Source organism: Hymenobacter metallicola (assembly GCF_004745645.1).
In the GTDB taxonomy this organism is placed as follows: Bacteria; Bacteroidota; Bacteroidia; order Cytophagales; family Hymenobacteraceae; genus Hymenobacter; species Hymenobacter metallicola.
In genome coordinates, this window is sequence record NZ_SRMB01000004.1 from 509,420 (window position 1) to 529,592 (window position 20,173).

The window sequence follows — 20,173 nt, forward strand, 5'->3', positions numbered from 1 at the left end:
CGGCAGACTTGCCCAGCTAGATTGGCCCCGGCTATGCGCTGTAGAACTTCATTGATGGCAGAAAGGTATGCGGCCCGTTTACTCCCCGAAAGTATATTACACCAACCCCGATTTACGCAGGACCAAGCTCTGCTAATGGTCGAGCTTTGGGGCAAATGACTGGGATTATTGTCCGAACAAAGCTGCCAGAACGGGCTCATCCTGGCAGTAGACATCGGAGAAAAAGCGGAGCCGGCCCTGCTCGGCCTCGCAGGTGTAGTAGCGAATGTGAATGGGCAGGCCCTGGGCCAGGTCGAAGCGGCATTTGTCGCGCTGGGCAATGCTACGCTGCACTACGGGCAAGGCCGCCTGCTGATTTTCACGCTTCAGCAGGTAGGCGGCCAGGGCCAGGGGCTTCTCTACCCGCACGCAGCCGTGGCTCAGGGCCCGCCCCGGCCGCTGAAACACGGCGCGGGCCGGAGTATCGTGCAGAAACACGGAGTGCTGATTACCGAAGTAGAACACAATGTTGCCCAGGGCGTTGTGGCGGCCGGCCGTCTGCTTGATGGTGTAGGGAAAATTCTCGGGCGTCACCTTGCTCCAACGTACCCTCCAGGGGTTTACCAGCCGGTTGCGGTAGTCGTAGAGCCGGTAGTGGTTGTCGTAGAGAAAGCCAGGGTCGTCCTGCAGTTCGGGCAGTATTTCCTTGGCGGCAATACTGTAGGGAACCCGCCAGTCGGGCGCCGTGACAAAAACAATCAGTCGGCTGCTGAGCGTGGGCGTGGGCATTTCCGGCTTGCCCACTACCACCCGGTGCGTTTGAACCACCCGACCCGCCTTGATAATCTGCAGCCGGAAGGCCGGAATATTGACCAGCGCATACTCTGTAGAGTCAGTCATAGCCGCGGCATTTTCCCAGCGTAGCCGCTCCAGATTCACCGCTACCCGCCGAAAATCAGCTTCGTTGCCGGGGCCCGGCACCGAGTCGGGAGTCAGCGGCAGGCTACGGCTCCAGGCCTGTTGCAGCCGCTGGTAGGGCAGGCTGCTCGGCTGGCACTGCAGAAAGGTGGCGGCAAATGTTTCGGCGGCCAGGGCCTGTTCGAGCAGGGCACTAGCTTGCCCAGTGACGGCAGTAGCTTGCAAGGTGCTCGCCTGCAGCTGCCCGTAGCGCAAATGCGTGGCGTAGCGCAGCAAGGCATCGGTCAGGCGCAGCTCAAAGCTGGCCACCAGTTGCTGGCGGGCTTCCAGGGTGGTGGCTACGCGCAAGGAGTCGGGCAGGGCCAGCAGCTCGGCACTGGCATAGGAGGCCGGCGAAAGGCCAAACTCCCGGGCCTGCCGGAGCAGCTGCAGCGCCTGCGTAGCCGGCTCGTTCCAGCCCGCCTCAGCATCGGTCCAGGCGGGGGCAAAGCGGCGCTCCACGTAAAAAGCCCGCACCACCGGCCCGGCCCGCAGTTGCAGCCGGGCATAGGTGGCAGCCGGCCCCAGGGCTACCGTGTCGAGCAGGGCCCGCAGATATAGCCGGGCCGCCGAGCTGCGGGAAGCAGCCGCACCGGGCTTCTTGCCGCTTTCCGCCCCGGCAACCAGGGGCAGGAAAAGCGCGCAGCTGACAAGAAGCAGCCGAACAAAGGCAGGCCGCACACTGCTTCTTAGCCAGTTCATCATCGAGCAGGTAAGAAGGGTGGAAAACGCCGGGCAGGTAACGGTTAACGCATCAAGTCGCGGTAAGAAGTAAGCTGCTACTAGCCAGACCCTACTGGTAGCGCACGAATAATATAGGCAATATTGTTCTGATTACCAAGCTCAACCAGCCACAAAACTTACCGCTGGGCCTCTGCCTGCGCTGCCAGGATACGGGCCGTGACCAGCACCTGCCCCAGGTGGCGCATGGTGTGCTCGGCCGCGTGCACCAATAGCCCCAGCACCGTGGACGGCACCTGGGCCCGTCCCACGCCGCGCACTTCGGTCAGGGTGGCTTCCGGGGTGGCGCGCAGCTGCGCCAACGCCTGGTCTACCCGCTCGTTGAAGACCTGCACCAGCGCGGCTACCGAGCAGGACGGCCCGGGGCACGTTCCTTCCTGAGCTAAGTACTCCAGCTGCGGCGGTGTGAGGACCTCAGCGCGGGCGTAGGTGAGCAGGCGGTCCAGTACGCCGGCGAGGTGCTGCAGGTGAAAGCCCACGGAAGCCACCCCGGCCGGCCGCTGCCAGAGCAAGTCCGGGGGAAAATCGGCCAGTTCCTGGTTCAGCTCTTCGCGGGCCTGCAGCAGGGCGTGGGCCACGGGTTGCAACAGGGGCGGCACGGCGGGCAGGGGGCCACGCAGCCAGACTTCTAAAGGGGGTATGGTGCTCATAGTGGGCTAACCGGCCAGGCCGGAAGTTGTTGGAACGCGGATTTGTTTGCTTTTTGCTGATTCGTAACGCTTTTCTGTCCTACCCGGCCCCGCAATTTTAGGGTGGTCCTTTACCTTTAACGCATGTTGGAAGTCTCTCAGCGTGGCCACGCTATGCCGTTGTCGCCCTACCGGCGGCTCACCCCTTACGCCGATGCCGCCAAGCAGCGTGGGGTACACGTGTACCATCTCAACATCGGGCAGCCCGATATTGAGACGCCGCCCACGATGCTTGCGGCCGTCCAGCAAGCCAACATCCGGGTGCTGGAATACAGTCCGGCGGCCGGCTTTCCCAGCTACCGGCGCGCCCTGGCCAGCTACTATCAGCAGGTGGGCGTTTCGGTCACGCCCGAGGATATCCTGGTAACCACGGGCGGCAGCGAGGCTATTTTCTTTGCCCTGATGAGCTGCCTCAACCCCGGCGACGAACTCATTATTCCGGAGCCTTTTTACGGGGCCTACACGGCCTTTTCAGTCGCTACCGACGTGCGTATTGTACCTGTCACTTCCCGGATGGCCGATGGGTTTGCCCTGCCCCCCATTGAGGAGTTTGAGCGCCGCATCACGCCCCGCACCAAGGCCTTGCTTTTGTGCACGCCCAACAACCCGACCGGCTACGTCTACAGCCGGGAGGAACTGGAGCAGCTCAAAGACCTGTGCGTGCGCCACAACCTCTACCTGCTCTCGGACGAGGCCTACCGGGAGTTCTGCTACGACAGCGACTTTGTGAGTGCCCTGCACCTGAGCGGGGCCGACGACCACATTGTGGTGCTCGATACCATTTCCAAGCGCTACAGCGCCTGCGGGGCCCGTATTGGCGCCTTCGTGACTAAAAACAAAGCCCTGCAGCAAACGGCCTTTAAGTTTGCCCAGATGCGGGTGAGCCCGCCGGGCCTGGCCCAGGTGCTGGCCGAAGCCGCCCTGGAGCTGCCCGATACCTACTTCGACCATACCAAGGCCGAGTACCAGGCCCGCCGCGACCTGATGGTGCGCCGCCTGCGGGCCATGCCGGGCGTGAGCTGCCCCGTGCCCGGCGGTGCCTTCTACGTAATGGCCCACCTGCCCGTCGACGACTGTGACCGGTTCTGCCAATGGCTGCTGGAGTCGTTCAGCTACGAGGACCAGACGGTGATGCTCTCGCCGGCCAGTGGCTTTTACGCCAACAAAAGCCTGGGCCAGCAGCAGGTGCGCATGGCCTACGTGCTCAACTGCGACGCCCTCGACAAAGCCCTGACCTGCCTGGAACAAGCCCTGGCCGTGTATCCGGGCCGGGAGGTGCCCGTAGCCGAGGCCGCCCTTGACCAGAGCGCCTAGCTAAGCTGCCCTCCTTTTTTCCATTTGTTTCTTGACCTACCGCCCCCTGTACTGATGCAAGCCCCCACCCTACCCGTTGCCGATTCGCTCGTTGGCCGTAAGAACTCTCTGGCCCTGCGCCTCTGGCACTGGAGCAGCGCCGCCGTTATTTCCAGCCTGCTGACCACGATTCTGTTTCTGTTCGTGATTCTGAAAATGAAGACCGTGGGGCCGCAGTTTCAGGAGGTGCTCCAGAAAGAGGGCGTCACGATGAGCAAGGAGCAGGTGCGCGGGCTCACGCGCATCATTTCCCACCGCATCTGGGACTGGCACATCTACCTGGGTGTGGCCTTGTCGTTTCTGCTGCTGTTTCGGGTGGTACTGGAGTTTCTACAGCCCGCCGAGCAGCGTTTTTCGGCTAAGCTGCGCGTGGCCCGGCAGTATTTCCGGCAGGTGGGCGCCGATATGCAGGACGCCCGCCACTCCCTCGTCGTGAAGTATTCCTACCTGGCTTTCTACCTCATGCTCACGGTAATGGTGGTTACGGGCCTGGTACTGATTTACGCCGACGACGTGGCAGTTCTGCACGAGCTGGAGCACACTGTCAAGGAAGTCCATAACATCACTATGTACCTGGTCATTGCCTTTATCATCCTGCATTTGGTAGGCGTGGTATGGTCGGAGCTGACCAAGGGCAAAGGCATTGTGTCGGATATGATTAACGGGGGCAAATAAGACCACCCAGTATATGTTGCTCTACAGCTCAAGCGTAGATATGGGAGAGAAAACCGCTTTTACCCGGGGTAAAAGCGGTTTTCTCGTTTTATAGTGCCAATTTCAAGGGCCGGGGCAGTTCCCGCCACTTTTTGGAACCTGCTCCCCCATTGTTTTACCAGTTGTCCTTGCTTTCTCCGCTCTATGCGCCCGTTCGTTTCCCGTCTGCTCACGTTTTCGGCCCTCTCCGCGGCCTTGGTTGCCAGCTCGCCCGCCGCGGCCCAGTCGGCGGCAGGGCCTAACCGCTTCATGACCGACAGTCTGGACCGCTATATCGAGCGGGGCCTGCGCCAGTGGCAGATTCCGGGGCTGGCGGTAGTCGTCGTGAAAAACGGGCAGGTGGTCGTCAGCAAGGGTTACGGGGTGCGGGCCGTGGGCAAAGCCGAGCCCGTAGACGCCAACACGCTGTTCATGATTGCCTCCAACACCAAGCTTTTCACCGGCACGGCCCTGGCGAAGCTGGACGGCGAGAAGAAACTCTCCCTCGACGAGCGGGCTACCAAGTACCTGCCTAATTTCCGCCTCTACGACTCCATCAGCACTCAGCTCGTGACCGTGCGCGACCTGATGGGCCACCACTTTGGCACCAAAACCTTCCAGGGCGACTTCACCTTCTGGGACTCCAGCCTGAGCCGGGAGGAAATTGTGCAGCGCATGCGCCTGCTCAAGCCCAACGGGCAGTTTCGGCGCGACTACGGCTACTGCAACGCCGGTTTCGTGGCCGCCGGCCTTGTGGTGCCGGTCGTGACGGGGGGCACCAGCTGGGACGATTACGTGCAGCAAAACTTCCTGCAGCCCCTGGGCATGACCAGCACCTCAACCGGCACCACCGGCTATGGACAGCGCCCCAACATTGCCCTGCCCTACTCCAACACCTTCGGGCCCCTGGCCCCGATGCCCTTCGACAACATCGACAACATCGGGCCCTGTGGCAGCATGGTTTCCAACGTGACGGACCTGGCCAAGTGGCTGCGGTTCCAGCTCGACAGTGGCCGCTACGAGGGTAAGCAGATTATGCCCTGGGCCGCGCTGCGCAAAACCCGGGACCCCAACACCTTGCTTAATACGCGCAAGTCGCCGGTGCTGCCTTCGCACTATACCACCTACGGCCTGGGCGTTTTCTCAGCCGACTACGCCGGCAGCCAGATTTTCTGGCACACGGGCGGGGCCACGGGCCACGTGAGCAACGTGTGCTTTGTGCCCGAACAGGGCCTGGGCATTGCCATCCTGACCAACAATGACAACCAAAGCTTCTTCGAGGCCCTGCGCTACCAGATTCTGGACAGCTACCTGGGCGTGCCCTACACCAACCGTAGCGCCGCCTACCTAAAGGGAGCCCGCGCCGGCGACCAGCAAACCTACGCGGCAGTAGCCCAGCTCCAGGCCCGCGTGGCCAAGAAAAAGAAGCTGCCGATGGCCCTGGATGCCTACACCGGGCAGTTTACCCACCCGCTGTTCGGGCCGATTTCCATTGCCAAGAAAGGCAAGCAGCTGCTCGTTACCTTCCCCAACCACCCCAACCTGACGGCGACACTCGACTACATGGACGGGCAGGAGTTCCGGGCTACGTATTCCAACCCGACCTACGGCATTTTTCCGGCGGTTTTCCAGGTGGAAGGCAACAAGGTAGCCGGCGTAGAGATGCGCATCAACCCCTTCATCGAGTACGATTCCTACGTCTTTAGCCGCCTGTAGGGCTTTCGTGGCCTGGTTTCTGCCAGCAGGCTCGGCAGTATTGGCTTTTATTCCGTTGGCGTATGCGGCGTTTTTTTCTTCTCACTTTTGGCCTTACAACGGGCCTGGCGCTGGCCCAGGCACCGGCCTTCACATCGGGGCCCACTTCCACGGCCCTAACGCTGAAAGTAAACGGGACCCCGGTAGCCGTCGACACGACCTTTTCGCGCCTGGAGGTGAGTACGGGCGTCAACAAGGTGCTTTCCATCAACCTGGTGCGGACCGACAGCCCCGACGACCAGGGCCTGACGATTCTCATCGACCGGTTTCCGGTGACCGTGGGCCAGTATCGGTTCAAGGAAATCCTGAGCGGGCAGGTGCGCGACGCCTCCTACCGCCAAGGCAATACGACGGCCTACTCCAACGCCTGCGGCCTCAACGACGGCCTAGTACAGGTGCTGGCCATTGATGCCCAGCAGCACACCATTCGGGGTACTTTCCGGGCGGTGCTGTGCGATGCTGAATCCCGGGCGGGCAGCAAGCGGCGGCGCTTCGTGATGGAAGGTTCTTTTCAGGGCCGTTATGTTGCGCAATGAGCGAGGGGCCAGCCAAAGACAACCTCAACAGTACAGCTTGGCCCTTTGGTAGGAGGCTGCACTATCAGCACTGCTCAACAAAAAAACGGCAGATTAAATACTCATTAAAATATATATCATTATTCTATTTATTTTTTGCATAATAAATATTATACTGCGGCTACTTACCGCGTTATCGACTAGGTATTAGCGGTTACTGAGCTCATCGGCCGACCGGATGGGTTGCCGTTGGAGTTGCTGCTGCTGTTGCTCGCTACGCTTTTGTGCCCATACCCATGATTACTACCCTACGCAACCTGTTTGCGCTGGCGCTCCTGTTGCTTTCTCTGCCCCTTGCTGCCAGCCACGTAACGTTTTACATGAACGGTCACCCCGATGACTGGCAGCTGTTCATGAATCCGGATGCTTTTGAGGACCTTTCCAACCCCAACAGCAAAGTTGTATTCATCTACCTGACCTCCGGCGACCAAAACCTGCGCACCGGTGGGCAGGGAACTATTCCGCTCTATCAGGCCCGGGAAAACGGTGCCGTGAGTTCGGGCAGCTTTGCTTCTAATCTTGTGTTTGCCGGCACAAACAACCACCGCGTCGAGCAGGTCCAGATTAATCATCACCCCATTACGAAGTACACCTACAAAAACGCGGTGCATTACTTCATCCGCATGCCGGATGTAACGGATTGGCAGAGCACGACCCACCTCGACCAGATGCACCGCGGCCCGCTCCCGTTGCGCACCATCGACGGCAAGACGCTTTATCCGACCTGGGCCAACTTGGTGGAAACGGTGCGGGCAATCATGGAGGAGGAAACCCAGGCCGTAGATCATTTCAACCTGAATGCCCTGGACCCCGATGCCCGCTACAACCCCGACGACCACCCCGACCACCGCAATGCCGGCGCTATTGCCATTGATGCCTGCCACGGCCTGAAAGCCAAAATCAAGCTGTTTCAAGGCTACGCCACGGGCATGTACCCCGAAAACCTGTCGAACGAGGAAAAGCTCAACGAATCGGCCCTGTTTGCCCTGGCCGTCAACGCAACCATCGACGCGGGCTACGACAACACCTGGGAGCCGTGGCACAAAAACTTTATCGGCAAAAACTACTACCGGCTCTACTTCGACCCGCTGAGTTTGCAGTCGAGCACGCTGCCTTCGTTTGAGGGCTTACCGGCCTCTACCACCACGGCCAGCCTGTTTACCATGGAGTTTCTGTCGCCGCCCGGCCATTCCGATGCCGACCAGAACCTGGTGATGCAAACCATGGACCGGGTCAGCGAATACATTACCTTCCATAAGCGCCACTTCAACAACGTGCACCTGCTGATTTATGCCGTGCTGTTGCTCGGGGGCTTTCTGACCGGGCTGTACGTCACGCGCCGCCAGCACGCGAGGGTGGCCGCTTCGCCCCCGCCGGTTCATCAGTACGCGTAGGGCTCCGGCAGCGCCCAGCACCTTGCCGAATAGAACGTCAAGCAGCACGTGGTGAGGGCTGGAGTCGTGGCGCTTTCGTGCACCAGGCGCAACGGGGCTGGCAGCCGACTGCAAGGCAATGGGTTGGTTTACAGCGCACAATAAACCACCAAGAGCGCCGGAGCAGGGCAACCAGCGCGTAAAATGAAAGTTGGGGGCCGCAATGGCTTATCTTGAGGCGCATACGGCCAAGCGCCTTGGCCCGGACCCTTTCTTTCCCGGCATGCTCTCTACTCAACAACCTGCGGCTAAACCCCATTGGGTCTGGCTGCTGGCCTTTGTATTCGTCAAGATGGGGCTGCAGTACGTGGTGGTGCACCCCGTTTACGAGCTGCACCGCGACGAATTTCTGCACCTCGACCAAGGTAGCCACCTAGCCGCCGGCTACGTGTCGGTGCCCCCGCTTTCGGCCTGGGTCGCCGCGCTGATTCAGCTCCTGGGCAACTCCGAGTTCTGGGTACATTTCTTCCCGGCCCTGTTTGGCGCCCTGACGCTGGCCGTGGTGTGGGCGGCGGTGCACGAGCTGGGTGGCGGGCTGTACGCCAAAATCCTGGCCGCCACGGCCGTGCTGCTCTCGGCTCTGGTGCGCCTGAACCTGCTGTTTCAGCCCAACTCCTTCGATGTTCTGGCCTGGACAACGGCATATTACTGCCTGCTGCGGGTAGTACGCGGCGGGCAGCGGCGGTGGCTGGTGGCGCTGGGCGTTACGCTGGGCCTGGGCATGCTCAACAAGTACAATGTCGTGTTCTGGGCGGCGGGCGTGGTGCCGGCCCTGCTGCTCACGCCCCAGCGCCGCCTGCTGACCCGGCCCCGCACCTACCTGGCCGTGGCCGTGGCGCTGCTGGTATTCCTGCCCAATCTGCTCTGGCAATACCGGCATGGCTGGCCGGTGCTCTGGCATATGCAGGAGCTGCAGCGCAGTCAGCTGGTGCACGTCGAGCGGGCCGATTTCTTCAAGGAGCAGCTGCTGTTTTTCTTCAACAGCCTGGCGGTGCTGGTGGCCGCGGCCGTGGGCCTGGTGCGCTTCGCGCCGCTGCGGCCCTACCGGTTTGTGGGCCTGGCAGTGCTGTTTTCCCTGCTGCTATTTGGCGCTATGCGGGCCAAAGCCTACTACGCCATCGGCCTCTATCCTATTCTGCTGGCCGTGGGCAGCGTGTACCTGGAGCACGTACTGCAGCACGACTGGCGGCGCTACCTGCGGCCGGCCTTGCTGCTGCTTATCGGGCTGCTCTTTCTGCCCCTGCTGCGCGTAGCCTTCCCGCTGCAGACGCCCGAGGAAATTCGGCAAAACCCGGGCGTGTATGAGCAGCTGGGCCTACTGCGCTGGGAAGACGGCAAAAACCACGAGCTGCCCCAGGACTTTGCCGACATGATTAGCTGGCGCGAAATGGCGGGGCTGGCCCTGCAAGGCTACCGGCAGCTTACGCCCGCGGAGCAAGAACACCTGCTCATTATCACCGACAACTACGGCGAGGCCGGGGCGCTGAACTTCTACAACCACGGCCGCATGCCCCCGGCCGTGTCTTACAACGCTGACTACGTGTACTGGTTCCCGCCGCTGGAAGGCGTGCGGGTCGTTATGCTGGTCACCGAGGACGACTTGGAAGCCGACGACGCCGTGCACTTTGCCTCCAGCCAGCTCATCGGCCGGGTACAAAACCCCTTGGCCCGCGAGAAAGGCACGCTAGTGTACCTGCTGCGCGGGCCTGATGCGGCCATTATTGCCGAAGTGCGCCAGCAGGTACAGAGCGAGCAACGTCGGATGCGCGGGTTGCCGTAGCGCCGGTTTCGAGCATTTCTACTACCTGTTCCCGCAGCCGCTTTAGCGACTCGTGGGCAAAGCGGCGCTGCAGCATCCGGCCAAACAGCTTGAAGCCCAACCAGTAGAACGGGTTGCGGATGCGGCCCACCTGCGAATAGGCATGAATGCGGAACACAACCCGGCCTGAAGTAAGGTTTTTGTGGATGGTAAACTCAATCTGGCCCCGCTCGAAGTGGCCTTCTAGGGTATAGTAGTTGTAGCCCCATACCTGCTCCTGGCTGCCGTCGGGCAGGGTACGGGTTTCGTCCGTAACGCCGCCAATGCGCACTCCGAACCAGAAGGTAAAGAACAGAAACTGGCCGCGCAGCACCATGGTGCGGTTTTCCAGGGGCGTGTCGGGCACGAAGATGCCCGTTATCAGATCCGACGGCGGGAAGGTATAGTTGCGCAGAATCGTTTGGCCGGCCTGCCAGGAACCATGCGCGGCCGGCGGGCCGGGCTGCTCGGCGGGCAGTTCGGTTTCGTAGTCGTCGATGCGCCAACCGTTGTCGGCCGTGTACTCAGCCCGGCGCTCCAAGTCGAAGTTGACTTTGGCTTTGCTGTAGGCGTCGAGGCGGGCCCGCTGCACTTCCCAGAGCGGCGGCGTGGTGGTCGTGGGCTTAGGCATGGGCGTGGGCTTGTTCACTGTCCTTATCGTGTTCAATGGTTTCGACCTGCACCGGGCCGTGGGCGTGGCCGCCGCTGGCCTGGGCGACCTTCTGGCAAAACAGCTCCCAGGTTTGCTGCTGCACCTTTTTGCCCATGCCCAGCGTGTCGTAGGTGAAGGCCACCAGCCCGTCGCGGGAGCGGGCCCAGGAGTGAATTTCGAAGCGCAGCGTGTCGTGGCGGCGGCCCGCGGGCCCCACCGAAAACCGGATGCGGCCCGCCTCGGGGTGGTCCTCCAGGGTCACAAACTCGAAGCAGTCCTCCGTGACTTCCGTCACGCGCACCGAGCCGTTCCAGGGGCCCAGAATTTTGATGGAAAACTCGTCGCCCTGGCGCAGGCGCTGCTCCTGGCCCTTTACCTTTTCAAACTGCGCCAGCAAATCGGGGGAATAATGGGCCACGTTGCACTGAATAGCCTCCATGAGTTGCTGAGCCGACAAGGCGGGCTGGTCGATATCGATATAGTAGCGGCGCTCAAACAGGGGGCCGGAGCCGGTGCTGGCGGGTTGCTCGGGTTTGGTCATGATTTTTCTGGCCGCCGGGTGGGTGAAACCGGCCGCCAAGGTCCTAACGCGGGCCGTCGGGCGCGGGTTGGCTTTTGCTCCTGGCCAGGCCCGCCCGCCTAAATTCGACTACTTTTGCGGCCACTTTCATTAGCCTCGCTCTGCCGCATGCGCACTTCTTCCCGGCTCCCTCAGTTTGTGCTTACCCCACGTTTTGTTGTGATTCTCTACGCCATCGTCACGGTGGTTGTCAGCTTTCAGCATTACTTCAAAAACACGATTAACAACTACCTGATCTTCGTCAAGCCGTTTTTCAATTTGATTGAAGGCAAAAACCTCTACCTCGAATACCCCGAGTACTACTACGACACCTACAAGTACAGCCCCGCCTTTGCCCTGTTCATGGGCGTCTTTGCCTGGATGCCCAACTGGCTGGGGGTGCTGGGCTGGGACATTCTCAACAACGTGGTGCTCTACACGGCCGGGCGGCGCCTGTTTCCGCAGGTACGGCGGCAGCTGGTGTTTTTGCTGCTGGTCTTCATCGACATGATGACGGCCCTGCACAACGTGCAGGCCAACTGCCTGCTGGTGGGCCTGATGCTGTGGACCTATATCAATCTGGAAAACAAAAAGCCCGTCTGGGCCGGCCTGTGTTTGGCGCTGGCCTTCATGATTAAGATTTACGGCATCGGCATTGGGGTGCTGTTCCTGTTTTATCCGGGCTTCTGGCGCAACAGCCTGTGGGCCGCTTTCTGGCTGGCCCTGCTGGCCTTGTCTCCCCTGCTGGTCGTAAACTGGGCCGAATTCCAGCTGATTTACAAGGGCTGGTACGACATCGTGCGGGCCTCGGCCACGGGCGTGCAGCTCTCGGTGATGGGCGTGCTCGAAACCTGGTTTGGCCTGCAGGTGTCGAAGGGGGCGGTGCAGCTCACGGGCCTGGTCATTCTGCTCGTGCCGCTGGGCTACTTCCGGGCCTGGCGCGAAACCCACTACCGCCGCCTCTATGTATCGTCCATCCTGATTTTCGTGGTGATTTTCAACCAGATGGCTGAGTCGCCCACCTTTATGATGCCGGTCGTTGGCTTCGTATTCTGGTTTATGCACTACCGCCGCAGCACCCAGCTGGCCTGGCCCCTGTTTGTGCTGGCGGCCCTGTTTACCAGCTTGTCGGCCACCGATATGTACCCGCACTTTATCCGGGAGGAAATCTTCGACCCCTATAAGGTAAAGGCCGTGCCCATGATTCTGGCCTGGCTGCTTATCCAGGGGCAGCTACTTTACTACCCGCGCTGGCGTGAGCGGCTGGCCGCCTCCGCCGAAGCTACCGAGCAGGAAAGCCTGCGGGCCGAAGCCGCCGCCTCGGCCGCCTAAGTCACCGGCCAGCCGCTGCCCCGCATTGCCAAAAGCCCCGCCCTGCCGTATAGCAGCAGGCGGGGCTTTTTCGTGCCTGAACCGGCCCGCCCGAACGACAACTCACTCTCTTACCACCTGACCGCCCCGTGTACCGCCCCTACCACCCGCCCGCCGACCCCCAGCTTGTGCGCGAGCTGACCCAGACCCAGCAGGAGCTGCGCACCCACGTGCGCCTGCTGCCCCTTACCCACGAGCCCGAGTTCATAGCCGGCTGCGACTCCTCCTTTCCCACGCCCGAAACGATTCTGTCGGTGTTTGTGGTGCTGCGGTTTCCGTCATTGGAGCTGGTTGAAAAGGTGTGGCATACTGGCCCGGTGGAAGTGCCCTACGTGCCGGGCTTCCTCTCGTTCCGGGAGGCGCCCAACGTGCTGCGGACCTACGAAAAGCTTAGCCAGAAGCCTGATATCATCATGGTCGACGGCCACGGCATTGCTCACCCGCGCCGCATGGGCATTGCGGCCCACATCGGCGTCCTGCTCGACAAGCCCAGCTTCGGCGTGGCCAAGCAAAAACTCACCGGCAGCTTCACCGAGCCGGCCGTTACCAAAGGCAGCATCAGCCCTCTGACCGACAAAAGCGGGGAACTGCTGGGCGAGGTCATTCGGTCTAAAGACAAGGTGCTACCCCTGTTTGTGAGCCCCGGCCACCGCTGCGACCAGGCCACGGCCACCCGCCTGACGCTGGCCTGCCTGCGCGGCTACAAGCTGCCCGAGCCCACCCGCCTGGCCGACCACTGGGCCGAGGAGTTCAAGAAAGAACTGCGTTAGCAAGCTGCTGGCTCCGGGTCCTTAGCTGATAGCTGCCGTTTCGAAGGCGGAGCGCAGGGCCTCCAACGAATGCCCGGCTTCCTCGGGCAGCTTCAGCAACCGGGCCACGGCCGCAAAAACCGGGCGGGGCGACGTGGATTCGGTTATGATGCCGCGGTCCAGGGGCTGCTGCTGCGACTTGGACAGCTTGCCTCCGTCGGGGCCGGGTAGCAGGGAGTGGTGCACGAGCCGGGTTTGCAGGAAAGAATTGGTATCTGCCGTTTTGCTCGCCAGCCAGCGTTGGGCCGCCGTGCTGGGTAGCAAATCGACGCCCCGCACAATGAGCGTGGTGCCCAGGCGCACATCATCGACCACCGAGCCAATCTGGTACGCCGGTATGCCATCCTTTTTGCGCACCACAAAGTCGCCCAGCTCCCGGGCTAGCTCGATGGCCAGGGGCCCCTGCCACAGGTCGGTAAAGGGCACCACAGTGGTCGGGGGCACAAAAGCGCGCCAGGCCGTATCGGGGGCGTCCAGATTCAGGGTTTTGCTTGGGCAGCTCCCGGTATAATGGCCGCTCGGCGACTGGGCCAGCACCTGGGTGCGGGAGCAGGTGCAGGCGTATAGCAGGCCCGTCTGGCGCCGCAACTCATCCAGAAACTGCTGGTACTCGGGTAGGTGGTGCAGCTGGGAAAAGTTACGCTCAAAATCCTCCGGGCCACTGGGGCCGTGGTCGTAGTCGATGCCGAGCCAGTCGATGGTTTGAAAGATATTGTCCAGGTAAGCCGGCCGGAGCCGGGCCCGGTCCAGGTCGTCGATACGCAGGTGCAACACGCCGTAGGCCCGACGTACGATTAGCCAGGTCAAGACAAAGTTGACGGCATTCCCCAGGTGCAAGTACCCGCTGGGCGTGGGCGCCAGACGCGACACAATAGGGGCAGAATACGGCATAAAGCGGAGCTACTAATGGGGTGGGGCGAGCAGGATACAATTATAGAAAACAATAAAAATCCAACCTCTATTATGCATAATTCACTATTTTATATAATGCGCTACTAGCCGATTAAACGCGGAGGCCCACCTGGTGTTTAAGTGGCTCACACTCTTACTCATGAAACACTTTCTACGCTTGCTGCTTCTGCTTACCCTGAGTTTCACAAAGCCAGTAGCCGCTCAGCAGCAGCTGTATTACCCGCCCCTGGCCGGTACTGCCTGGGCTACGGTGTCGCCCCAGTCCCTGGGCTGGTGCCCGCCGGCTCAGGATTCGTTGCTGGCTTTTCTGGGCCGCAAGCATACCAAGTCGTTTATCGTACTCAAGGACGGACGCATCGCGCTGGAGCATTACTTCGGCACTTTCACCCAGGATTCGGTATGGTACTGGGCCTCGGCGGGCAAGTCGCTGACGGCGGTACTGGCAGGCTTGGCCCAGCAGGAAGGCATTCTGAGCACTGAAGACTCGGTTTCCCGCTTTCTGGGCCGGGGCTGGACCTCGGCTCCCGCGGCCAAGGAACGACTGATTCGGGTGCGCCATCAGCTCACGATGACCACCGGCCTCGACGACACGCCCCCGGCTCCCTGCGACAATGAAAGCTCGGTGGCCAGCTGCCTGCGCTACCGCACCGACGCGGGCACGCGCTGGGCTTACCACACTGGGGCTTACCGACTGCTGCAGGACGAAATTGCAACCGCCAGCAATGTAACGATCAACCAGTTCACCAACCAGCGCCTGGGCAACCGCATCGGCATGGCCGGCGCCTGGCGCAACTACGTGTATTACAGCCGGGCCCGCGACATGGCCCGTTTTGGCTTGCTGATGCTGAGCCGCGGCTCCTGGAACGGCACGGCTATCCTGCGCGACACGGCCTATTTCCGCCGCATGACCACGCCTTCCCAACCCCTGAACCGCTCCTACGGTTACTTGTGGTGGCTCAACGGGCAGCCGTCCTACATGCTGCCCCAGTCCCAGCTTACCTTCAGCGGCCCGCTGGTGCCCACGGCCCCTGCCGACCTGCTTGCGGCCCTGGGCAAGAACGACCAGAAAATTTACGTGGTACCCAGCCTGGGCTTGGTCGTGGTCCGCCAGGGGCAGTCGGCGGAGGCCAGTAAGCTGGCCGTTTCCTCTTTCGATACCGAGCTGTGGGGTTACCTCATGCGGCTGTACTGCCCACCCACGACCACGGCTCCGGCCCGCCCGCGCCTACCGCTGCAACTCTACCCCAACCCCGCCACCCAGCACCTCACTATTCACTCCGCCCCTACGGCCACGGGCTTGTGGCTGCGTTGCGCCGACCTGCTGGGCCGGGAAATTACCCGGCAGCCCCTGCCGGCTGCGGGCCTGACGCTAGACGTGGCCGCCTGGCCCGCGGGAGTATATCTGGTGCAGGCACTCGACTCCCAGGGCTCGGCAACTGGCACCCAACGCTTTATCAAGCAGTAGCTTCTGCGCTTACGCGCTGGTTTTGGTCGGCCGCGCTTTGCGGGCGGCGGTGCTGCTTTTACTCTGGCTAATAACCTCCCGATTCTGCACGCCCCAGGCCTGAATAGCCTGAATAACCGGCTCTAAGGACCGGCCGCACTCCGTGAGGCTATACTCTACCGTGGGCGGCACCGTGGCGTAGGCCTGCCGGCTCACGATGCCGTGAGTTTCGAGCAGCTTTAGCTCCTTGATCAGCATACGGCTGGTAATGCCCTCCACGTCGCGCTCCAGCACCTTGAAGCGCATGGTGCCGTGCAGCAGTAGGCTGTGAATAATGGCAAACTTCCACTTGCCTTCCAGCACATCAAGCGTTTGGCGAAACGGACAATCCGAAATTATTTTTTCCTCTGAAATAGCCATAATCATCTGATTTACTGCATTAGTTACAGATTGTATATTGATATACATACGGGTAACTACTAGCAAAAGTATAGTGAATAAGTGAACTTTCGGCCCTGATATATGTATGTACATAAGTCAGTCACTGGCTAATATTCGAAATTCCGACTTCACTTTCCTTTTGTCATGCAAACTGTTCTGCACCCAGCCGATTCCCGCGGCCACGCCAACCACGGCTGGCTCAACTCCTACCATACCTTCAGCTTTGCCGGCTACTCCAACCCCAGCCGGGTTCACTTCGGAGTGCTGCGCGTGCTCAACGACGACACCGTGGCCGGGGGCATGGGCTTTGGAACCCACCCCCACGACAACATGGAAATCATTTCCATCCCGCTGTCCGGCGACCTGGAGCACAAGGACAACATGGGCAACCACGGCATTATCCGGCGCGGCGACGTGCAGGTGATGAGCGCCGGTACGGGCATTGCCCACAGCGAGAAAAACCACAATAAAGATCAGGAAGTAAAGTTTCTGCAGATCTGGGTATTCCCGAACCAGCGCGGGGTGAAGCCCCGCTACGACCAGCAAAGCTTCCGCGTCGAAGATCGTCACAACCAGTTCCAGCAGGTGCTTTCGCCCTCGCCCGAGGATGCCGGCGTCTGGATTCACCAGGATGCCTGGTTTAGCCTCGGCGACTTTGACCCCGGCTTCAGCACCGAGTACCAGATCAAAAAAACTGGCAACGGGGTATATGCCTTCGTACTGGAAGGCGACGTGACCATCAACGGGCAGGCGCTGCACCGCCGCGACGGGTTCGGTATCTGGGACACCGACACGCTCAGCATCCAGGCCGACAGCCAGGCGCAGCTGCTGCTCATGGACGTGCCCATGTCGCTGTAAGAAACGTTGGTTCTTGTTTGTTGTTTGTTCTTAGTTTGGTGGCGGGCCGTAGAAGCATTCGGCCCGCCGCTAAGCTAGTGCCGCCGCAACAAGGACCATTTCGCCCACCTGACTACGAACAATACGTAACCCATAATGAAGACTGCCCCCACTACCTACCCCGTGCACGAGCTGATTCGCAACCGGTGGAGCCCCCGTTCTTTTTCGCCCCAGCCCATAGCTCCCGACACCCTGGGTCAGGTATTTGAAGCCGCTACCTGGGCCGCCAGCGCCATGAACGAGCAGCCCTGGCGCTATATCTACGCCCACCGCGCCGACACCGAGGCCTTTCAGAAGCTGGTAGACTGCCTGATGCCCGGCAACCAGCCCTGGGCCAAAAACGCGGCCGTGCTGATTCTGGCCCTGACCAAAACGCACTACGACAACGGTACTCCCAACGGGGCCGCCCTCCACGACCTGGGCCTGGCCAACGGCAATTTGATTCTGGAAGCTACGGCCCTGGGCCTGCACGGCCATTTCATGGGTGGTTTCCACCGCGACAAAGTCCAGGAAACCTTCCAGCTGCCCGAAAATCTGCAGCCGGCCGTCATCATTGCCCTGGGCTACCAAGGAGAAGCCGAGCTGCTGGAAGAGCCTTTCCTGAGCCGGGAAAAAGCTCCGCGCCAGCGTAAGAGCGTGGCCGAAATTGCCTTCGAAGCCCACCTGCCCAGCTAACCAAAACGCACTATGAACCACCGCATCATCCGGGCCCACGAGCGGGGTCTGAAGGACATTGGCTGGCTGCAAAGCAACTTCTCGCTGAGCTTCAGCTCCTACTACAACCCCGAGCGGACGGGCTTCGGCCTGCTGCGCGTGTTCAACGACGACTTTGTGAAGCCCGGCAACGGCTTTGGCCTGCACGCCCACGCCAATATGGAAATCATTTCGGTGATGCTGGCCGGGCGCATGAACCATATCGACTCGATGGGCTACCGCGAGGAGGTCAGCACCGACTCGGTCCAGATCATGAGTGCCGGCAGCGGCCTGCGCCACGAAGAACACAACATCGGCGACGACGAAGTGAACTTCCTGCAGATCTGGATTGAGCCCAAACTCCAGAACGTAACGCCGCGCTACCAGAAACGCAGTTTTCCGGCCGAGAAGCGCAAAAACAAGCTTACTACTATCGTCAGCAACGAGGAAGGCACGGCCCATGTCTGGATCAACCAGAACGCCAAAATTTCCCTGGGCTACTTCGACGCTGGGCAAGCGGTGGAGTACACCCTGAACCCGCTCAACAAGTGCGTGTTCGTCTTCGTGATGGCAGGCAGCCTGACGGTCAACGGCCAGCACATCGGGCAGCGCGACAGTATCGGGCTCTGGGACGAGGCCCTGGTCAACGTCGAATGCTCGGCGGAAAGCAAGTTTATCCTCATCGAAGCGCCCATCAACCATTAGCCTTATGCCTACGCTCACCGGCCGCATCGGCTCCGCCCCTTACCTGACGCGCATCAGCTCCGACTCCGGCCACGAAGTGCTGGCCGACGAGCCCCTGGACCAGGGCGGGCAGAACCGCGGCCTGACGCCCGGTGAGCTGCTGGCCGCCTCGCTCAGCGCCTGCATCTGCATCACGGTGCGCATGTATGCCGAACGCAAGCAATGGCCCCTGACGGATCTGGAAGCCCGGGTCGACTTTGAGCGCAACGACAAGCACATGGTCACCCGCCTCGACTGCGTGTTGCGCCTGCAGGGCGAGCTAACTGAGGAGCAGCGCCAACGGCTGTTGAAAGTGGCCGAAGTATGCCCCATTCATAAAACCCTCCAGAGTGCCGTGCCCATCAGCACCGTGCTTGGCTAACTCCTACCCAGGTGCCCGAAGATTTTTTGCCAACCAGGCCTCATTCGAACGAGCTTGTCCTTACCCAAACTTTAAAAGCGTTTCCGCTATATGCGGAAACGCTTTTTTTGGTATTGTGGGTGACCTTTCAAAAAACGGCAGGTATAGCAGAGTGAGTGGCACCCACCGCTCTTGTTACGGTAAAACGACCGTTTCCGTGAACTAAGGGTACATTGCAGACAGCAGTCCTGGTGTCAGGGAGCGGGAGGCCCCTTGCAGCACGTTTTTCGGTCAATAACTAGATGGGCTCGTGCACTTTCGCTTCCAGCTATATGAACAAATTCTTCGGCGTGCTCACCCTGCATTTTAGCTTAGCTTGCCCTGTGGTCCTGGCACAAGCGCAGGAGGTTTCTCAACAGCAAGCCATTCAGGTCGCCGAAGTGTTCATCCAACAAAATGGCTACACCTTCAACCCAGCCAAAGCGTCGGCTTTTCAATACGAACTCTTCGACGCTGAGGAGAAGGATGTTCGCGCCATTTTAAACGCACGGCGTAACAGCCTTCATCCGAAAGCCTTTTGCATCATCGAGCGCCCGGACAGCTGGCACGTTGGTTTTTTGTCAACTAGCGAGAGGCTCCTCTCGCTCAATGCGAGTCAGAGACAAGCCGACCTGGCCGGAAGAGTAGTCGTGGTGAGCAAGCACAAAAAAGAGGTCAGCATGGCACACAAAGAGCCTCTTTTCTCCAACTTTAAGAAGCTATAGACCGGCGCGTTACAATGCCGAATGTTTGCATTTCGCTGCCTGTGTGCTTTTTGGACCCTTTGTCTGAACACGCCTAGTATTGCTTAAAATCACTCTTCAATGAGAGAACTGACAGAAGAGGAGGCATTGCAAGCAGTGACCTTTATGGAAAAGCTCGTCGTGGGCCTAGGAAGCCTTGGGCGGCAGTACGCCGACAATGACGAAGACCTGGCTTGGGCACTATTGTACCTGTTTAAGCCCAAACTGGTGAACGAGGCAGCGAAAGTGCGCGGGATGCTGTTCAGCAAATACAACACGGAACTGGCGGAAGGAGAAGACATGGACGAACTCGAAAAACTCCTTAAGGGACTGCCTTACCCGATAACACCGACCCCCAAACAACTCGCTCGTTTCCGCCAGAACCGCCTAAATAAGCAGAAGTCAGAATAATGCTCGTTTTGCTTTCGGACCGATTTCCTAAACTACCCTCAAGCGAGAAGGCTTCACTGTCTCTAGATTGGGGTCTCTTCTACTTCCGTGAGGATAACCAAGCTGTGGGCTCTCTTCTGTTTCGTCATTTGTGGCGGGCTTCCGT

At 60.4% G+C, this 20,173-nt stretch carries 21 protein-coding genes; 15 read left to right on the top strand and 6 right to left on the bottom strand.

The window, feature by feature from the left end; all coding sequences use genetic code 11:
- Window positions 1–165: 165 nt before the first annotated feature.
- Both E5K02_RS20570 and E5K02_RS20575 read right to left on the bottom strand, forming a co-directional pair.
- Window positions 166–1,641 (bottom strand): L,D-transpeptidase scaffold domain-containing protein, encoded by a 1,476-nt coding sequence (locus E5K02_RS20570; protein WP_135397438.1) that lies wholly within the window; start codon window positions 1,639–1,641, stop codon window positions 166–168.
- 155 nt (window positions 1,642–1,796) lie between these two features.
- A complete protein-coding gene (locus tag E5K02_RS20575; protein WP_135397440.1) occupies window positions 1,797–2,327 on the bottom strand; it encodes a DinB family protein in 531 nt (176 codons plus the stop codon).
- Window positions 2,328–2,450: 123 nt separating this feature from the next.
- Between E5K02_RS20575 and E5K02_RS20580 the strand changes: the two genes are divergently transcribed.
- From E5K02_RS20580 to E5K02_RS20605, 6 genes are all read left to right on the top strand, one after another.
- Window positions 2,451–3,680, top strand: coding sequence for a pyridoxal phosphate-dependent aminotransferase (locus tag E5K02_RS20580; protein WP_135397442.1), 1,230 nt, complete (start codon window positions 2,451–2,453; stop codon window positions 3,678–3,680).
- A 54-nt stretch (window positions 3,681–3,734) separates the two neighbouring features.
- Window positions 3,735–4,394, top strand: coding sequence for a cytochrome b/b6 domain-containing protein (locus tag E5K02_RS20585; protein WP_135397444.1), 660 nt, complete (start codon window positions 3,735–3,737; stop codon window positions 4,392–4,394).
- A 183-nt stretch (window positions 4,395–4,577) separates the two neighbouring features.
- Complete coding sequence (locus tag E5K02_RS20590; protein ID WP_135397446.1) at window positions 4,578–6,128, top strand: serine hydrolase; 1,551 nt, start codon at window positions 4,578–4,580, stop codon at window positions 6,126–6,128.
- Between the two features lie 62 nt (window positions 6,129–6,190).
- Complete coding sequence (locus tag E5K02_RS20595; protein ID WP_135397448.1) at window positions 6,191–6,703, top strand: hypothetical protein; 513 nt, start codon at window positions 6,191–6,193, stop codon at window positions 6,701–6,703.
- A 275-nt stretch (window positions 6,704–6,978) separates the two neighbouring features.
- Entirely contained in the window at window positions 6,979–8,136 is a 1,158-nt protein-coding gene (locus E5K02_RS20600; RefSeq protein ID WP_135397450.1) for a PIG-L family deacetylase, read from the top strand.
- A gap of 262 nt (window positions 8,137–8,398) precedes the next feature.
- Window positions 8,399–9,955, top strand: coding sequence for a glycosyltransferase family 39 protein (locus tag E5K02_RS20605; RefSeq protein WP_167856512.1), 1,557 nt, complete (start codon window positions 8,399–8,401; stop codon window positions 9,953–9,955).
- Here the strand turns inward: E5K02_RS20605 and E5K02_RS20610 are convergent.
- Window positions 9,894–10,604, bottom strand: a complete 711-nt coding sequence (locus E5K02_RS20610) for a DUF1990 domain-containing protein (protein ID WP_135397454.1) — start codon at window positions 10,602–10,604, stop codon at window positions 9,894–9,896. The genes E5K02_RS20605 and E5K02_RS20610 overlap by 62 nt on opposite strands.
- The gene (locus E5K02_RS20615; protein ID WP_135397456.1) at window positions 10,597–11,166 is read right to left on the bottom strand and encodes a DUF1990 family protein; all 570 of its coding nucleotides are present in this window, start codon (window positions 11,164–11,166) and stop codon (window positions 10,597–10,599) included. The genes E5K02_RS20610 and E5K02_RS20615 overlap by 8 nt, the downstream gene beginning before the upstream one ends.
- A 147-nt stretch (window positions 11,167–11,313) precedes the next feature.
- Here E5K02_RS20615 and E5K02_RS20620 point away from each other — a divergent pair, with 147 nt between their 5' ends.
- Together E5K02_RS20620 and nfi are read left to right on the top strand one after the other, a co-directional pair.
- A complete protein-coding gene (locus E5K02_RS20620; protein ID WP_135397459.1) occupies window positions 11,314–12,516 on the top strand; it encodes a glycosyltransferase family 87 protein in 1,203 nt (400 codons plus the stop codon).
- 128 nt (window positions 12,517–12,644) lie between these two features.
- On the top strand, window positions 12,645–13,325 hold the full coding sequence (gene nfi / locus E5K02_RS20625; RefSeq protein WP_135397461.1) for a deoxyribonuclease V: 681 nt from the start codon (window positions 12,645–12,647) through the stop codon (window positions 13,323–13,325).
- 21 nt (window positions 13,326–13,346) lie between these two features.
- Here nfi and E5K02_RS20630 read toward each other — a convergent pair whose 3' ends face one another.
- Window positions 13,347–14,255: a glutamate--tRNA ligase family protein gene (locus tag E5K02_RS20630; protein WP_135397464.1), complete on the bottom strand. Its 909-nt coding sequence runs from the start codon at window positions 14,253–14,255 to the stop codon at window positions 13,347–13,349.
- Between the two features lie 160 nt (window positions 14,256–14,415).
- Between E5K02_RS20630 and E5K02_RS20635 the strand changes: the two genes are divergently transcribed.
- On the top strand, window positions 14,416–15,741 hold the full coding sequence (locus E5K02_RS20635) for a serine hydrolase (RefSeq protein WP_135397466.1): 1,326 nt from the start codon (window positions 14,416–14,418) through the stop codon (window positions 15,739–15,741).
- 9 nt (window positions 15,742–15,750) lie between these two features.
- Here the strand turns inward: E5K02_RS20635 and E5K02_RS20640 are convergent, their stop codons facing one another.
- Window positions 15,751–16,140, bottom strand: a complete 390-nt coding sequence (locus E5K02_RS20640) for a winged helix-turn-helix transcriptional regulator (protein ID WP_135397468.1) — start codon at window positions 16,138–16,140, stop codon at window positions 15,751–15,753.
- A gap of 165 nt (window positions 16,141–16,305) precedes the next feature.
- On the opposite strand from E5K02_RS20640, the gene E5K02_RS20645 reads away from it, so the two are divergent.
- The 6 genes from E5K02_RS20645 to E5K02_RS20670 all read left to right on the top strand — a co-directional run bounded on the left by E5K02_RS20645 (window position 16,306) and on the right by E5K02_RS20670 (window position 20,028).
- Window positions 16,306–17,019 (top strand): pirin family protein, encoded by a 714-nt coding sequence (locus tag E5K02_RS20645; RefSeq protein WP_135397470.1) that lies wholly within the window; start codon window positions 16,306–16,308, stop codon window positions 17,017–17,019.
- Window positions 17,020–17,154: 135 nt separating this feature from the next.
- Window positions 17,155–17,733, top strand: coding sequence for a nitroreductase family protein (locus tag E5K02_RS20650; protein ID WP_135397472.1), 579 nt, complete (start codon window positions 17,155–17,157; stop codon window positions 17,731–17,733).
- Window positions 17,734–17,745: 12 nt separating this feature from the next.
- Entirely contained in the window at window positions 17,746–18,456 is a 711-nt protein-coding gene (locus tag E5K02_RS20655) for a pirin family protein (protein WP_135397474.1), read from the top strand.
- Window positions 18,457–18,460: 4 nt separating this feature from the next.
- Window positions 18,461–18,856 (top strand): OsmC family protein, encoded by a 396-nt coding sequence (locus E5K02_RS20660; RefSeq protein WP_135397476.1) that lies wholly within the window; start codon window positions 18,461–18,463, stop codon window positions 18,854–18,856.
- Window positions 18,857–19,167: 311 nt separating this feature from the next.
- The gene (locus E5K02_RS20665) at window positions 19,168–19,599 is read left to right on the top strand and encodes a hypothetical protein (protein WP_135397478.1); all 432 of its coding nucleotides are present in this window, start codon (window positions 19,168–19,170) and stop codon (window positions 19,597–19,599) included.
- 99 nt (window positions 19,600–19,698) lie between these two features.
- The gene (locus E5K02_RS20670) at window positions 19,699–20,028 is read left to right on the top strand and encodes a hypothetical protein (RefSeq protein WP_135397480.1); all 330 of its coding nucleotides are present in this window, start codon (window positions 19,699–19,701) and stop codon (window positions 20,026–20,028) included.
- The last annotated feature ends 145 nt before the right edge of the window (window positions 20,029–20,173 follow it).

Coding starts and splice junctions, on each gene's coding strand:
- E5K02_RS20570 (WP_135397438.1), bottom strand. CDS start 1,641: ATGATGAACTGGCTAAGAAGCAGTGTGCGGCCTGCCTTTGTTCGGCTG.
- E5K02_RS20575 (WP_135397440.1), bottom strand. CDS start 2,327: ATGAGCACCATACCCCCTTTAGAAGTCTGGCTGCGTGGCCCCCTGCCC.
- E5K02_RS20580 (WP_135397442.1), top strand. CDS start 2,451: ATGTTGGAAGTCTCTCAGCGTGGCCACGCTATGCCGTTGTCGCCCTAC.
- E5K02_RS20585 (WP_135397444.1), top strand. CDS start 3,735: ATGCAAGCCCCCACCCTACCCGTTGCCGATTCGCTCGTTGGCCGTAAG.
- E5K02_RS20590 (WP_135397446.1), top strand. CDS start 4,578: ATGCGCCCGTTCGTTTCCCGTCTGCTCACGTTTTCGGCCCTCTCCGCG.
- E5K02_RS20595 (WP_135397448.1), top strand. CDS start 6,191: ATGCGGCGTTTTTTTCTTCTCACTTTTGGCCTTACAACGGGCCTGGCG.
- E5K02_RS20600 (WP_135397450.1), top strand. CDS start 6,979: ATGATTACTACCCTACGCAACCTGTTTGCGCTGGCGCTCCTGTTGCTT.
- E5K02_RS20605 (WP_167856512.1), top strand. CDS start 8,399: ATGCTCTCTACTCAACAACCTGCGGCTAAACCCCATTGGGTCTGGCTG.
- E5K02_RS20610 (WP_135397454.1), bottom strand. CDS start 10,604: ATGCCTAAGCCCACGACCACCACGCCGCCGCTCTGGGAAGTGCAGCGG.
- E5K02_RS20615 (WP_135397456.1), bottom strand. CDS start 11,166: ATGACCAAACCCGAGCAACCCGCCAGCACCGGCTCCGGCCCCCTGTTT.
- E5K02_RS20620 (WP_135397459.1), top strand. CDS start 11,314: ATGCGCACTTCTTCCCGGCTCCCTCAGTTTGTGCTTACCCCACGTTTT.
- E5K02_RS20630 (WP_135397464.1), bottom strand. CDS start 14,255: ATGCCGTATTCTGCCCCTATTGTGTCGCGTCTGGCGCCCACGCCCAGC.
- E5K02_RS20635 (WP_135397466.1), top strand. CDS start 14,416: ATGAAACACTTTCTACGCTTGCTGCTTCTGCTTACCCTGAGTTTCACA.
- E5K02_RS20640 (WP_135397468.1), bottom strand. CDS start 16,140: ATGGCTATTTCAGAGGAAAAAATAATTTCGGATTGTCCGTTTCGCCAA.
- E5K02_RS20645 (WP_135397470.1), top strand. CDS start 16,306: ATGCAAACTGTTCTGCACCCAGCCGATTCCCGCGGCCACGCCAACCAC.
- E5K02_RS20650 (WP_135397472.1), top strand. CDS start 17,155: ATGAAGACTGCCCCCACTACCTACCCCGTGCACGAGCTGATTCGCAAC.
- E5K02_RS20655 (WP_135397474.1), top strand. CDS start 17,746: ATGAACCACCGCATCATCCGGGCCCACGAGCGGGGTCTGAAGGACATT.
- E5K02_RS20660 (WP_135397476.1), top strand. CDS start 18,461: ATGCCTACGCTCACCGGCCGCATCGGCTCCGCCCCTTACCTGACGCGC.
- E5K02_RS20665 (WP_135397478.1), top strand. CDS start 19,168: ATGAACAAATTCTTCGGCGTGCTCACCCTGCATTTTAGCTTAGCTTGC.
- E5K02_RS20670 (WP_135397480.1), top strand. CDS start 19,699: ATGAGAGAACTGACAGAAGAGGAGGCATTGCAAGCAGTGACCTTTATG.